The organism is Streptomyces sp. NBC_01320, assembly GCF_035974375.1.
Lineage (GTDB): Bacteria > Actinomycetota > Actinomycetes > Streptomycetales > Streptomycetaceae > Streptomyces > Streptomyces yanii.
Genome location: NZ_CP108390.1, coordinates 2051221 through 2064766 on the forward strand (window position 1 = coordinate 2051221; position 13546 = coordinate 2064766).

General features: G+C 69.2%; 9 protein-coding genes and 1 pseudogene. 5 read left to right on the forward strand and 5 right to left on the reverse strand.

Translation table 11 applies throughout. The features are described from left to right. Nucleotides 1–6: 6 nt before the first annotated feature. The gene (gene dnaK, locus OG395_RS09805; RefSeq protein ID WP_327242532.1) at nucleotides 7–1899 is read right to left on the reverse strand and encodes a molecular chaperone DnaK; all 1893 of its coding nucleotides are present in this window, start codon (nucleotides 1897–1899) and stop codon (nucleotides 7–9) included. A gap of 250 nt (nucleotides 1900–2149) precedes the next feature. Between dnaK and OG395_RS09810 the strand changes: the two genes are divergently transcribed. Continuing rightward, nucleotides 2150–3970, forward strand: coding sequence for a PucR family transcriptional regulator (locus OG395_RS09810; protein ID WP_327242533.1), 1821 nt, complete (start codon nucleotides 2150–2152; stop codon nucleotides 3968–3970). Between the two features lie 533 nt (nucleotides 3971–4503). Beyond that, nucleotides 4504–5178, forward strand: coding sequence for a formylglycine-generating enzyme family protein (locus tag OG395_RS09815; protein WP_327249299.1), 675 nt, complete (start codon nucleotides 4504–4506; stop codon nucleotides 5176–5178). A gap of 139 nt (nucleotides 5179–5317) precedes the next feature. Here the strand turns inward: OG395_RS09815 and OG395_RS09820 are convergent. Together OG395_RS09820 and OG395_RS09825 are read right to left on the reverse strand one after the other, a co-directional pair. Beyond that, nucleotides 5318–5975 (reverse strand): annotated as a pseudogene (locus OG395_RS09820) (serine/threonine-protein kinase); the annotation flags it as partial. A gap of 17 nt (nucleotides 5976–5992) precedes the next feature. Continuing rightward, the gene (locus OG395_RS09825; RefSeq protein ID WP_327241299.1) at nucleotides 5993–7243 is read right to left on the reverse strand and encodes an IS110 family transposase; all 1251 of its coding nucleotides are present in this window, start codon (nucleotides 7241–7243) and stop codon (nucleotides 5993–5995) included. A 1067-nt stretch (nucleotides 7244–8310) separates the two neighbouring features. Between OG395_RS09825 and OG395_RS09830 the strand changes: the two genes are divergently transcribed. Further along, nucleotides 8311–8760 (forward strand): DUF2871 domain-containing protein, encoded by a 450-nt coding sequence (locus tag OG395_RS09830; protein ID WP_327242534.1) that lies wholly within the window; start codon nucleotides 8311–8313, stop codon nucleotides 8758–8760. A 280-nt stretch (nucleotides 8761–9040) separates the two neighbouring features. Beyond that, a complete protein-coding gene (locus OG395_RS09835) occupies nucleotides 9041–10558 on the forward strand; it encodes a glutamate synthase subunit beta (protein WP_327242535.1) in 1518 nt (505 codons plus the stop codon). Between the two features lie 138 nt (nucleotides 10559–10696). Here the strand turns inward: OG395_RS09835 and OG395_RS09840 are convergent, their stop codons facing one another. Both OG395_RS09840 and OG395_RS09845 read right to left on the reverse strand, forming a co-directional pair. Next, nucleotides 10697–12112, reverse strand: coding sequence for a DEAD/DEAH box helicase (locus OG395_RS09840; RefSeq protein WP_327242536.1), 1416 nt, complete (start codon nucleotides 12110–12112; stop codon nucleotides 10697–10699). A gap of 339 nt (nucleotides 12113–12451) precedes the next feature. Continuing rightward, a complete protein-coding gene (locus OG395_RS09845; RefSeq protein ID WP_327242537.1) occupies nucleotides 12452–13015 on the reverse strand; it encodes a PadR family transcriptional regulator in 564 nt (187 codons plus the stop codon). Nucleotides 13016–13071: 56 nt separating this feature from the next. On the opposite strand from OG395_RS09845, the gene OG395_RS09850 reads away from it, so the two are divergent. Continuing rightward, entirely contained in the window at nucleotides 13072–13473 is a 402-nt protein-coding gene (locus tag OG395_RS09850; protein WP_327242538.1) for a nuclear transport factor 2 family protein, read from the forward strand. Nucleotides 13474–13546: the final 73 nt, after the last annotated feature.

A 13546-nucleotide genomic window follows, 5' to 3' on the forward strand; every position in this document is an offset into this window, starting at 1 on the left:
GTCACCTCAGCCCCGATCGAACTCGGCGTCGATGACGTCGTCGTCGCCACCGGACGGCCGGCCCGAGGCGGACGTTGCGCCCTGGTCCGCGGTCTGTGCCGCCGCGGCGGAGTGGGTGGCCAGTGCGGCGTAGATCTGCTGGAGTTCGGAGCTGACGGCGCGGGCGCGGTCCACGGGCGCCTCCTCCTTGACGGCGGTACGCGCCTCCTCGATGACCATTTCGGCGCGGGCGCGCTCGTGCTGTGGCGCGGCGTCACCGAGTTCTTCCAGCCGCCGCTCCACCTGATACGCGGCGGCGTCGAGTTCGTTACGGGCGTCGACGGCCTGGCGCAGCGCCTGGTCGGCGGTGCGGTTGCGCTCGGCCTCCTCGATCATCCGATCGACCTCGGCCTGGTCGAGGTTGGATCCCTCGCTGATCGTGATCGACTGTTCGGCGCCGGTGTCCTTGTCCTTGGCGCTGACCTTGAGGATGCCGTTGGCGTCGATGTCGAAGGTGACTTCGATCTGGGTCTGCCCGCGGGGGGCGGGCCTGAGGTTCTCCAGCCTGAAGCGGCCCAGCACCCTGTTGTCGGCGGCCAGTTCGCGTTCGCCCTGGAGCACCACGATGTCGACGGCCGGCTGGTTGTCCTCGGCCGTGGAGAAGACCTCGGACCGTCGGGCGGGGATGGTGGTGTTCCGTTCGATGATCTTCGTCATGACGCCGCCCGCGGTCTCCACGCCCAGCGAGAGCGGAGTGACGTCCAGCAGGAGGACGTCCTTGACCTCGCCCTTGAGCACCCCGGCCTGAACTGCGGCGCCCAGCGCCACCACCTCGTCCGGATTGACGCTCATGTTGGGGTCCTTGCCGCCGGTCAGGCGCCGTACCAGAGCCTGCACCGCCGGCATACGCGTCGAGCCACCCACAAGGATGACCTCGTCGATGTCGTTGTCACTGATCTTCGCGTCGCCCATCGCCTGCTTGACCGGGGCCAGGCAGCGCTCCACCAGATCCGCAGTGATCTGGTCGAAGGTGGAGCGGCGAACGGTCTCGGTGAGGTGTTTGGGCCCGGAGGCATCCGCCGTGACGAACGGCAGACTCACCTGGGTCTGGGTGACCGAACTCAGTTCGGTCTTCGCCTTCTCGGCCGCCTCGAACAGGCGCTGCAGGGCCTGCGGGTCCTTGCGCAGGTCGATGCCCTCGGTCTTCTGGAACGCGTCCGCCAGATGGTCCACCAGTCGGCGGTCGAAGTCGTCGCCGCCCAGGTGGGAGTCGCCGGCCGTGGACCGAACCTCCACCACACCGTCGCCGACGTCGAGGATGCTGACATCGAAGGTGCCACCGCCGAGGTCGAAGACCAGGACTGTCTCATGGCCCTTCTTGTCCAGACCGTAGGCCAGGGCTGCCGCGGTCGGCTCGTTGATGATCCGCAGAACTTCCAGACCGGCGATCTTTCCCGCGTCCTTCGTGGCCTGTCGCTGAGCGTCGTTGAAGTAGGCGGGTACGGTGATGACAGCCTCTGTCACCCGCTCTCCGAGTGACCTCCCCGCGTCCTCGGCCAGCTTGCGCAGCACCTGCGCGCTGATCTCCTCCGGCGCGTACTGCTTGCCGTGCACCTCGAAGCGGGCCACCCCGCCCGGTCCCTCGACCACGTCGAAGGAGACCGCCTTGGCCTCCTCGGGGACCTCGTCGAAGCGACGTCCGATGAACCGCTTCGCGGAGGTGATGGTGCCCTTGGGGTTGAGGATCGACTGCCGGCGTGCCAACTGTCCGACCAGGCGCTCGCCGGTGTCGGTGAAGGCGACCACCGAGGGGGTGGTCCTGGCTCCCTCGGCATTCGGGATCACGGTGGGCTCACCGCCCTCCCAGACCGCGATGACCGAGTTGGTGGTACCGAGGTCGATGCCTACTGCCTTGGCCATGGGATTCTCCTCCGTCGCGGCACTGACCGAACGCCGCGGCTGCCGGGATCACGATCCCGCTCGCGGCCCCACATGAGGAAAGGGTGGCGCGGTGGCGCACCCGTTTCCCTGCCCCGGCAGGACCAATCCGGGCAGGCCCGCCCGTCCCGTGAGGTCAGGGCGCCCGCGGGGCCGGCTGAGGTGGCCCTGCGTCGGACGGCGTAGCGTGAAAGGCGGAGAGCTGCTGTGTCGAGACACGAATGGATCTCCGATGGATGCTGTCCGCTCCGGATCATCGACAGTGCGTGGTGCGCGCCCGATCCCGCAGCGCTGGGCCGGCCGGCACACGTTCCTCCGTCTCACGACGGCGATGTTCGACGCCACCGACGAACGTGAGGTGGTGTGGGCGGCCATGGCGGCGATCGCCGTCACCGGGCCGTTCGCGGCAGAAGCGGCCTATGCGGCCCACCACGGCGTCGCGCAGCGGTGTCGCCGGTGTTCCACGGCCGGCTCCGGTCATTCCCCGCCGGGCACCGTGGCGGTGAACGCCACGGCGGCCGAGCCCGCCGTGACGGGCGACGAACCGACGGCCGCCGACGGCGTCGACCGGTGGATCGCTGCGCTGGAGGGCCGCAGCGGGCGCTGGGACGACCAGGACGGACACTGCCTGTGGGCATTGGCGCTGCGCCACCGCGGGCGATGTCTCGGCTACCTCGTCGTTCGCATACTGGACACTCCCTCGGCCGAGGAGGCCGCCGATGCCGAGCTCCTCGCCCGGCAGGCCGCAGCCGCACTCGCGGGACTGGGCCGGCCATGGGAGAAGTCCGCCCGCGGCGAGAAGGAACAGTGGCCGACCGCGGAGGAACCCGGACCGGGGGTCGATCTCAGCGCCACCGTGTCCGCCCTTTCGTACCAGAACGCCTTTCACCGAGCCCTCACCCGTGTCGGGGCGTCCGGCAAGGGTGAACAGGGGATGCTCCGGGCCCTGCACGATCACACGGGATTCTCCGCACTGACCGAGGATCCGTTCGGCAATCTGCGGGCGTGGGCAGGCCCCGACCGCGGCGGATCGCGCCCCGGATCGGCGCACCGGTCCCGAGACGAGTTGCTGCGGCAGGTGCGGCGACGGCAGGGCGCCGTCCGCGACCGGGACCGACTGGTCGTCCCCATCGAGGCGGCGGGCGACCTGCTCGGACTGGTCGCCCTGGTGGATCCCGACCGACGGGCGGGGAAGCTGGACACCGCGGCGCTGGAGGAGACGGGCCTGGCCCTGGCCCCCGAGCTCTCCCACGAGCGCGCTCTCGCCGAGCTGGAGCCGAGGCTGCGCCACGACCTGGTCGAAAGGCTGATCTCCGGTGAGGCGACCGACGGCGTGTTCGTCCATGCGGCCGCCCTCGGTCACGACCTTCACGGGCCGCACCGCATCGCCGTGCTGCAGTGGGACGGAGCAGCGGAGGAGGTGACGCTGGACGACGCCGTCGCGCGGGCGGCCGAGCGCCTGGGACTGGATGTGCTCATCGGTGCCCGCGGGACCACCACCGTCGTCCTGGTGGCGGGTCCCGATCCCGGGGATGCCTTGTACCGAGCCGTGGCGCAGGACCTCGGCACGGCAACCGGGGCCGTCGGCATCGGCAGCCGCTGCGACCTCTTCACCGATCTGCCGCACTCCTACGACGGGGCCGTCCGAGCTCTCACCGTACGGCGCAGATCTCCGGAACCGCACGGCAGCACCAGCTTCGAGGACATCGGCATCTGCCGCATGATGGGAACCGGGGACGGCGAACGGGAGACCGACCGCTTCGTCAGGGAATGGCTCGGAGCTCTTCTGGAGTACGACGCCCGACACCACACCGACTTGGTCACCACGCTCTCGCGCTACCTGGAGAGCGGCGGCAGCTACGACACCACCGCCGACGTTCTCCAGATCCACCGAAGCACCGTGCGCTACCGTCTCCGGCGCATCCGCGAGATCACCGACCACGATCTCAGCGATGTCGAGACCCGGCTCAACCTGCACGTGGCCACTCGCATCCGCAACGTTCTCGGCAAACCGGGAACGGCACGAACATCGCCTCGTCCGACGTCCCTTTGACTGCCCTCGGGTGCGGGGGCACCGATCTGCCGTCGCTTGTCGGTGTGGTGCCGCGTCGTGTCCGCTCCGGAGCCCGCCCCACGCCACAGACGTTGCGGAGCCGATGCCATCGTCCGGGCTGATCACTCCTGCGTTCCATGTTCGTCTGTGAGAGCCCGAGTTCACCAGTGCCCAAGATGATCACTTGCAGACTCCGTTGAGGACGGGGGCGGCGCGGGCGGCGCCGATCCGGCTTGGGCTGAGCGTGACGTGTTGCGGGTTGCGGGTTGCGGGTTGCGGGTTGCGGGTTGCGCCACCGTTGCCGGCCGGGGCCGGCTCATCGACCTGTCCTCACGTGGGCGATGACGCCGGTTCGCGTGGACTGTTCCGCTGAGACAACCGCATTCGTTGCCACCTGACACCGTCCCCGTCCAGCTGAAGTCCCTTACTCGGCAGAGCCGGTGTCGGCCAACATCGGTTCCCGAAATTCCGCAGCTCACCCTGCGGGCAGCTCCGAGGCAACGACGATCACGCCTCAGTATGATCGCCTGCTTATGGACATGAACGCAGGAATCGAGTTGATCGCCGTTCCGCCGGGGCGGGTGACGCTGTCGGACCGGCGAACGCAGCGGAGCTGGTCGACCGAGCTCGCGCCCTATCGGTTGGCCGCGTTCCCGATCACTCAGGCGCACTATGCGCAGGTCACCGGTCAGCGTCCGAGCAGCGCGCAAGGCGACCAGTTGCCCGTCGAAGGCGTGTCCTGGTGGGACGCGGTCCGATTCTGCAACACCCTTTCCCAGCATGAGGGGTTGGCAGCCGCCTATCGCCTCCGCACTGACGTCGATGGCATCGAGTGGGACGCATCTGCTGACGGGTATCGGCTGCCGACCGAGGCCGAGTGGGAACACGCATGTCGTGCCGGTACGGCCGACGCGCGGTACGGGCAGCTCGACGAGATCGCCTGGCACCGTGGGAACTCCCGCGAGCGGATTCACGACGTGGGTGGCAAGCAGCCCAACGCGTGGGGCATGTACGACATGTTGGGCAACGTGTGGGAGTGGTGCTGGGACATCTACGATGCCGAGGTCTACGGCAGCTATCGGGTCCTGCGTGGCGGTGGCTGGTTCGACGAGCACTGGAGCTGCCGGGCCTCGGTGCGGCGCCGCAGCCACCCGACCTTCCGGATCGACGACGTAGGATTCCGCATCGCGCGTTCCGTGCTGCGCTGACGTGCGTCATGTGCAGTGACTGCTTCGCCCGCAGGACCGGCGCAGTGGTGCATCGGCGCCGACCCATGCGGTAGGCCGCCTGCTGTGTCCAGCCGAGGACGTGGGCGCGGCTGCGGCCGCCCGGACCGCGCCGCGCAGACCCGAGGACCGGCTCGACCGCCGTCGCCGCGTACGCCGCGACCTGGCCGAGCGCGAAGATGTCGGTGGTGGCCGAGGTCACCCTGCGCCCCGCGGCCTGCTCGGGGGCCATTGAACGAGGGGGTGCCGATGGTCACGCCGCTGCCGGTGAGGGAGGTCGCGTCGGCGGCGTAGGCGATACCGAAGTCGATGACGCGCGGCCCGTCCGCGGCGAGCAACACATGGGACGGCTTGAGATCGCGGTGCACGATGCCCGCGCCGTGGATGACGTGCAGGGCCTCGGCCATGCCGGCGATGAGCAGCAGTACCGTCTCGACAGGCAGCGCCCCGTGCGCGACGACCGCACCGGCGAGCGACGGGCCCGGTACTTACGCGGTAGCCAGCCAGGGCTGCGCACCGTCGGTGTCGGCGTCGATGACGGGCGCGGTGAACAAGCCCTGCACCCGCTGCGCAGACTGGACCTCCTGGGCGAACCGTCGCCGAAACTCGGGGTCCTGCCCGAATTCGGGGCGAATCACCTTGATCGCCACCGGCCGCCCGCCGGGCGTGTACGACAGATACACCTTGCCCATGCCGCCCGCGCCGAGGTTGGCGGCCAGCCGGTATCCGGCGATGGTGGTCGGGTCGTCTCCCCGAGCGGCCGGAAACCTGAGAGACATCTCACGTGCCTAAGAAGTCAAGCTGCGACGGTCAACACCGCTGCCGAGGAGGTGAAGGCATGCTGTTCGTCGAAGAGTTGTCCGGTCTGCAAGCAGTGGTAGAGCTGGCCGATCATGCGGTTGAACAGGTGCCGCTGGGCCTGGGCATGCCAGTCCCCGTGCTCGCGTCGTCGGCGGTAGTGCGTGTCAGCCCCAGAAGAGGCTCTCAGCGAGGAGAAGGCCCAGAGAAATCCAGCGGTGATCAGTCGGTCGTTCTTGATGAAGCGCCGTCCGACGTAGCGTTTCTTGCCCGAAGCGCGAGTGATGGGAGCCGATCCCGCGTAGGCCTTCAAAGCGCGGGCGTCAGCGAAGCGGCTGCGGTCGTCTCCGATCTCGGCGAGCACCCGGGCGGCGAGCTGTACTCCCAGGCCGGGAAAGCTGAGGAGGATCTCAGCGTCCGGGTGCCGGCGAAAATGTTCCTCCACCGCCGTCGCGAGTTCCTCGGCGGCCAGGCAGGCTGCGTGCAACTGGCGTATCAATGCCAGAAGTTGATAGCCCATGGCATCCTCGACGGCCTGCGGCTGGTGGGCGTAGTCAGCGCGGAAAATGGTTCGCAGGCGATCGGCCTCGGCGTCGATGCCCCGGGTGCGGCCCGCGCGTTTCAGTGCCGCCCGCAGTTGGGCCGGGGTGAGTCTGGCGGCCCTGGCCGGGGTCGGTGCCGAGGTCAGCACCGCGCGGGCCTCGGGGCGGGCCAGGCCGTACTGCTTGCCCAGGAAAGCGTCCAGGGCGGCAGGGAAGAACTCCCGCAGCAGCGAGCGGACCTGGTTGACCAGCTGCTGACGCGCCCAGACCGCGTCTTGCTGGGCACGGGCGAGGACAGTGATCGCCCGTGCGAGATCGGTGTCGGCGGGCAGCTGGCGGTGCGCGTGTCCATCGGTTCGCAGGATGTTCGCCAGGACCAGGGCATCGCCGGCGTCGGACTTCTTGCGCGAGACACTGTGGCGGTCGCGATAGCGGGCCGCGGCGAGGGGGTTGATCGCGTAGATCGGCCGTGTTCCGGTGTTCAGGGCGGCAACGAGCAGACCCCGCCCGGTCTCGATGGCCACGGGAATCGGTTCCTCGGCGGTGTCGCCGTACTCGGCGAGCAGGTCCAGCAGCAGCCGGTAGCCCGCCGTGTCATCCGTGATGCGGCGCTTGGCCAGCAGCTGTCCGGTGTCATCGACCAGAGCCACGTCATGGTGACTCTCGGCCCAGTCGATCCCGCAGAACACGGTCACACGGTTCTCCATTCACTTGTTGTGTGCGCAGGTGGTGAGCCTGTGCGGGCCACGCGGCGACCTAATTCCAGGACTCTTCGGTCCGCCATCTCACTAGCCGTTCGCGGCACCAGCGCACCGCAGGGGCCTCCGTCTTACGAAGAGCTCGGCGGCTCGGGAGGAAGCGAAGAGGTCGCCCTGCGACGGGCTCACACCACAACGATCTACGTACGGGAGGCCGGGTTGGGTTCCGCAGCGGCCCGAAGACACCGGGCGCCACCGTTCTCTCATAAGGCCTCGACGGGCCGGGAACCGACAGGAGTCTGCCCGGTGCCCACGCGGCCGCTACGAACCCAACCCGCTTCAACAGTCCAGCAGCTCACCCACGAGCTGATCTGGAACCGCCTACACACGAATTAGGAACTGCTCCGGTCCTGCTGCTGACCACTCATCAGCCCAGGTCTCCCCCAGGGATTGTCACTGTCGAACGGCACCCTATCGAAGGACGAGCCGTCTCCGCCTGCCGCGATGAGGCCAGGCAGAATCCGGACCGCACGCCGGCAGTGCAGGAGTGGCAGCGTGCCGGGCAACTTCGGCCCGCGCACGGTCGCGGCCGCCGCGTCCAGCACGGGCCACGTGTCGGCGCGCAACCGTGGCGTGCCCGCCGGTCGGCCACGTTGCGCGGCCTTCTCGTTTCAGGAGCCGCGTTTCCTCGACCGGCCCCCGAAACCAGGTGGGTGCCGACCGTCCGGACGCCTCGGGTGCCGGCCGGGCCCGGTCCTGTGAGGGACTCTTCAGCGCCGGCTGCGGAAGGTGCGACGCAGGTCGGCGACCCAGCCGTCGGGGATTTCCCAGGGGATCAAGTGGCCGCCGTCGGGGTGCGCGGTGCTCCGGCGCCTACACCGCGGCAGCCCGGCGCCCGGTCGGGGCTGCGGCCCGGGCCGGGGAGGTCGGCACACCCCCGGAACAATGCAGGGGCAGGCGAGGTCCACTCGACCCGGCTTTGTGCGTTCTCTCGAACCCGGCCGACAACTACCACCCGGAATGCTTCAATGACTTTCGTCGGGGCGGCACTTGGTCGGCAGGGGGCTGGCGCGGAGATGCGGAAGTCGTACATAGCGGCACACGTCTACATGATTCTGGGAGTGATCTCCGGACTGTTCCACCGGGAGTTCACCAAGGCCCACGACTTTCGGGGCGACACACAACTGGCACTCATGCACACCCACTTGCTCGCCCTGGGCATGCTGGGCTTCCTCATCGTCCTCGCCCTCGACAAGCAGTTCCAGCTGTCCGGGACGAAACTCTTCACCGCGTTCTTCTGGTTCTACAACGCGGGCATCGCGATCACCGTCACCATGATGGGCGTCCACGGCACCGAGACAGTGCTCGACAAACATGTCCCCGAGGCCGTGCCATGGATCGCCGGCCTGGGCCACACTCTGCTCACCGTTGGGCTCATCCTGCTGTTCGTCCTGCTCGGCAAGCGTCTCGACAAGGCCACCACGACAGGGACCACGGAGCCGGAGTCCGCGAAGACCTTGACCTGAGGCGTCGAGGCCGGGGAGACCCTCGTGAAGGCCCTCGCACGCGAGAGATATGAGGTATCGGACGAGGCCGGGTGACGCCTCCGACACGTTCGGCAGCACCACCTCGACTGCCTCAAGGGGAACCGGGTGCCCGGAGAGTTCTCGGCCGACGACCTGATTACAGGAGCCGCGCAGGTCCGCCCGGACGGGTCCCGGAGTCCACAGGCCAATGAAAGCGGTAGAAAGCAGGCGTAGGCTGGCCGAAACGCCGATAGACCGCAAGGGGCGACGGAGGCGGCGCATGACCGACCCTTTCGGCTTCCTCAAAGTTCCCCGCCGGCCCGCCCCGGCGCGCCCCGTCGATGAACGGCTGAGCGACTGGGACGAGGTCTACGCGGGCCAGCCACGCCTTCCACTCGTGTCCGAGCAAGCCGGGCGCTGCATGGACTGCGGCATACCGTTCTGCCACCACGGCTGCCCGCTGGGAAACCTCATCCCCGAGTGGAACGCCTACGCGGCACGGGCCGACTGGCGGGCCGCCGCCGAGCGCCTGCACGCAACGAACAACTTCCCGGAGTTCACCGGGCGGCTGTGCCCGGCGCCGTGCGAGGACGCGTGCGTGCTCACCATCAATGCCGATCCAGTGACGATCAAGAACGTCGAACAGGCGATCGCCGACCAAATCTGGGCGCGCGGGTACGCGGCACCGCAACCGCCCGAGCGGCTCAGCGGGAAGACCGTCGCCGTCATCGGCTCCGGACCCGCCGGACTGGCGGCAGCGCAACAGCTCACCCGCATCGGTCACACCGTCGCCGTCTACGAACGGGCGGACCGCATCGGCGGGCTGCTGCGCTACGGGATCCCCGCGTTCAAGATGGAGAAGCACCATCTGAACTGCCGCATCGAGCAGATGCGGGCGGAGGGAACCAAGTTCCGCACGGGTGTGGACGTCGGCAGCGATCTCGACGCCACCGAACTCAGAAGACGCCATGACGCGGTGGTCGTCGCGATAGGAGCCAGGGGACAACGTGAGCTGCCCGTCCCCGGTCGCGAGCTGGACGGCATTCATCAGGCCATGGACTACTTGACCCTCGCGAATCGGGTGAGGGAGGGCGACTACGTCTCGCCTCCTGTCACCGCCGAGGGCAAGCACGTCGTGATCATCGGCGGCGGGGACACCGGCTCGGACTGTCTCGGCACCGTCCTGCGCCAGGGCGCGAGTTCCGTGGTGCAGCTGGATATCAATCCGGAGCCCGGCGAGACCCGGCGGGACACCGAGCCGTGGCCCATATATCCGAAGGTCTATCGGATCTCCCATGCCCATGAGGAGGCCCGGGGGCGGAAGGGCGCGGATCCGAGAGTCTTTGCCTCCGCCACCCTCCGTTTCGAAGGGGACGGGGCCGGCCACGTGCGCGGACTGCGCCTGGCGAAGGTGGAACCTGTCGTGAGAAGGCCGCGGCCGGGCACCGAGCAGCTGATCCCGGCGGATCTGGTCCTGCTCGCCCTCGGCTTCTACGGTCCCGAACGGGGCACCGGTCTCATGAAGCAGCTCGGGCTCACCCTGGACGGTCGGGGGAACTTCGCCCGGAATTCCGCCTTCACGGCCGAGACGGTCGAGCAGGCCGAGCAGGCCGAGCTGACGGTCCCCATCAGGACGGACGGGATCTTCATCGCCGGTGACGCAGGACGTGGCCAGTCCCTCGTGGTGTGGGCCATCGCGGAAGGTCGGTCCGCCGCGGCCGCGACGGACCGATACCTGAGTGGCTCCACCGTGCTGCCGGCCCCCATCGCGCCGGAGGACCGGCCTCTGGCGGCATGAGCGCCTCCGGCGTGGCCGTGCCGGTCGGGACGGAACGCGGCTCAGGGCCGGCCGGAACGCCTCGATGTTCCGGCGATTCGGCACGCGCATTCAGCCGGTCGTCGTCCGCCGTCGGTCCGCTCCCCGGTCCCGGCGCAGTTACGAGCCGCGGCGCACCCGTGCGGCTTTGCGGGCCTCGGCCATCTTCCGGGCCTCGCCTCCGCGGCGGGACCCGCCGGCGGCACGCCCGGACTCACCCCGGGCTGTGCCCATGCCACGGAACGGGGCATGGCCGCCGGCGGGACGCGCCGCGGCAGGACCACCGTCGAGAGGAAGGCCGGACGGGACACGGGCACCGGTGATCCGACTCAGTTCCGCCTCGCCCGAGCGCACCTTCGTGATCTTCGGCGCAATGCCGGCGTCGGCCATCAGTCGGCTCATGTCGCGGCGCTGATTCGAGAGGACCAGAGTGACGACGCTGCCGGATTCACCGGCACGGGCGGTGCGCCCGGCCCGGTGCAGATAGTCCTTGTGGTCGCTGGGCGGATCGACGTTGACCACCAGGTCGAGGTCGTCCACGTGCAGGCCCCGGGCGGCGACATTGGTGGCCACGAGCGCGGTGACCTGACCGTTCTTGAACTGCGCGAGGGTGCGCGTGCGCTGGGGCTGGGACTTTCCGCTGTGCAGCGCGGCGGCGCGGACACCGCTGGCCCGCAGGTGCTTGGTCAACTGGTCGACCGCGTGCTTGGTGTCCAGGAACAGGAGCACCCGTCCGTCCCGGGCCGCGATCTCGGTCGTGACGGCATACCGGTCGGCGCCGTGGACGGTCAGTACATGGTGTTCCATCGTCGTGACCGCTCCTGCCGACGGGTCGACCGAGTGGACCACCGGGTCGTGGAGGTAGCGGCGGACCAGGAGGTCGACGTCGCGGTCCAAGGTGGCGGAGAACAGCATCCGCTGGCCGTCGGGGCGCACCTGGTCGAGAAGTTCGGTGACCTGGGGCAGGAAGCCCATGTCACACATCTGGTCGGCCTCGTCCAGGACGGTGATGCGCACCCGGTCCAGGCGACAGTCCTTGCGCTCGATGAGGTCGTGCAGGCGTCCGGGAGTCGCGACGACGACCTCGGCCCCGGCCCGCAGTTCGCCGGCCTGCCTGCCGATCGAAATGCCGCCGACCACCGTGGCCATTCGCAGCTTCAGTTCCCGGGCGTACGGGGTGAGCGCCTCGCCGACCTGCTGGGCCAGCTCCCGGGTCGGTACGAGGATCAGCCCGAGCGGCCGCTTCGGCTCCGCACGCCTGCCGGCGATCCGCGTGAGCAGAGCCAGACCGAAAGCGAGGGTCTTGCCCGAGCCGGTCCGGCCCCGGCCCAGGACGTCCCGGCCCGCGAGGGAATTGGGCAGTGTGGCCGCCTGGATCGGGAACGGGTGGTTCACGCCGAGGCCGGTGAGCGTCTTCAGCAGGGCGGGCGGAAGATCCAGGTCGGCGAACGACGCGGCCGCCGGCAGGGCCGGGGTGATCGTCTCCGCCAGGGCGGACTCGTCCTGCGGGGTGTCCGTGCGAGCTGGGTGCTTCATGACGAGCCTTCCTCGATGTGCGGCACGTATCGAGGAATTCCCGGCAGGCGCAGAAGCCGGCAAACCGCAAGAACGGGCAAATGAAGATGATGGGATCCGACCAACGGTAGCAGCCCGGGCCCACCGGGAGCGCGCCACCTGGATCAGCCGTCGGCGGACCGGCGCGGCGTGGGGAATGACGACGGCTCCGGGCCGTTGCACGGGCCGGGCGCACTCGCGCGCCGGCCGCCTGCTCGACGCCGCCGCGCGGGGCTTCCGCGTGTGGCGGGCAGCACGCCCGGGATGACTGCTCCCCCGGCCGTCGCTGACGCTCCCACCGCCTGACGGGACACGCCGGGTCTAACGGGACACGCCGGTGCGCTGTTCCAGGGCGCGCAGTGTCTGCTCGGCCCATGTGATGTTCTCCTGCTCGAAGGCCCGGCCCCGCATGAGGGTGAGGTAGGGGCCGATGCGCTCGGCGTGGGCCAGGTGCTCCTGCTCCGTCCGCCCGTCGAGCAGGCGGTCCCGGAGCCGGTCGTAGCGGGCGAGCTTGGCCCTGGCCCACTCCAGCCGCTCGGTGATGGCCGCGCGCACGGCGTCGGGGTCGCCTTCGTCCATGGCGTGCACCTTGACCATCAGCTCGTCGCGGATGGCCGTGGGCCTGGGCAGCTCGGCAGTGAAGTCGCGCAGGGCCTTGCGTCCGGCCTCCGTCAGGGAGAACAGCCGCTTGTTGGGACGCCGCACCTGCTGGACGAGCCTGGCCTCGATCAGGCCGTCGGACTCCATCCGGTCGAGTTCCCGGTACAGCTGCTGCGGGGTCGCCATCCAGAAATTGGCCACCGAGGCGTCGAATCCCTTGGCCAGGTCGTACCCGGAGGCCTCGCCGTCCAGAAGTGCCGCGAGTACCGCATTGCGCAATGCCATGGCAGCAGCCTAACATCTGCACCTAATCAACTATTTGCCTATGAGAGGTCGCCGGTATGCATCCCTTCCGCAAGGCGGTCGAGGCCGAGGACCACGCCGCGATCGAGGCTCTGCTGGCCGAGAATGTCGTGTTCACCAGCCCTGTGGCATTCAAGCCGTACCCCGGGAAGGCGATCACCGCATCGATCCTGCGCGGAGTCTCGCGAGTCTTCACCGACTTCCATTACGTACGCGAGACAGCGGGGGCCGACGGCCGCGACCACGCCCTCGTCTTCAAGGCGAAGGTTGGCGACCGGGAGATCGACGGCTGCGATTTCCTGCACTTCGACGAGGACGGCAAGATCGACGACCTCATGGTGATGGTTCGCCCCATGTCGGCCGCGCAGGCACTGGCGGCGGCCATGGGCGCCGAGTTCGAGCGGATCACCCGAGAGGCGACGGAGGCGATGGGCGCCTGAAGGAGCGCGCCCATGCGCTCGCCGTCGGACTCCCGCTCCTGCCCCGGGGTACGACTCGGCCCATCGTTCCGCG

What these genes read in the sequence shown, in the direction of transcription:
- dnaK (WP_327242532.1), bottom strand. Translation starts at nt 1,899, where the DNA reads ATGGCCAAGGCAGTAGGCATCGACCTCGGTACCACCAACTCGGTCATC.
- OG395_RS09810 (WP_327242533.1), top strand. Translation starts at nt 2,150, where the DNA reads ATGGATGCTGTCCGCTCCGGATCATCGACAGTGCGTGGTGCGCGCCCG.
- OG395_RS09815 (WP_327249299.1), top strand. Translation starts at nt 4,504, where the DNA reads ATGGACATGAACGCAGGAATCGAGTTGATCGCCGTTCCGCCGGGGCGG.
- OG395_RS09825 (WP_327241299.1), bottom strand. Translation starts at nt 7,243, where the DNA reads ATGGAGAACCGTGTGACCGTGTTCTGCGGGATCGACTGGGCCGAGAGT.
- OG395_RS09830 (WP_327242534.1), top strand. Translation starts at nt 8,311, where the DNA reads ATGCGGAAGTCGTACATAGCGGCACACGTCTACATGATTCTGGGAGTG.
- OG395_RS09835 (WP_327242535.1), top strand. Translation starts at nt 9,041, where the DNA reads ATGACCGACCCTTTCGGCTTCCTCAAAGTTCCCCGCCGGCCCGCCCCG.
- OG395_RS09840 (WP_327242536.1), bottom strand. Translation starts at nt 12,112, where the DNA reads ATGAAGCACCCAGCTCGCACGGACACCCCGCAGGACGAGTCCGCCCTG.
- OG395_RS09845 (WP_327242537.1), bottom strand. Translation starts at nt 13,015, where the DNA reads ATGGCATTGCGCAATGCGGTACTCGCGGCACTTCTGGACGGCGAGGCC.
- OG395_RS09850 (WP_327242538.1), top strand. Translation starts at nt 13,072, where the DNA reads ATGCATCCCTTCCGCAAGGCGGTCGAGGCCGAGGACCACGCCGCGATC.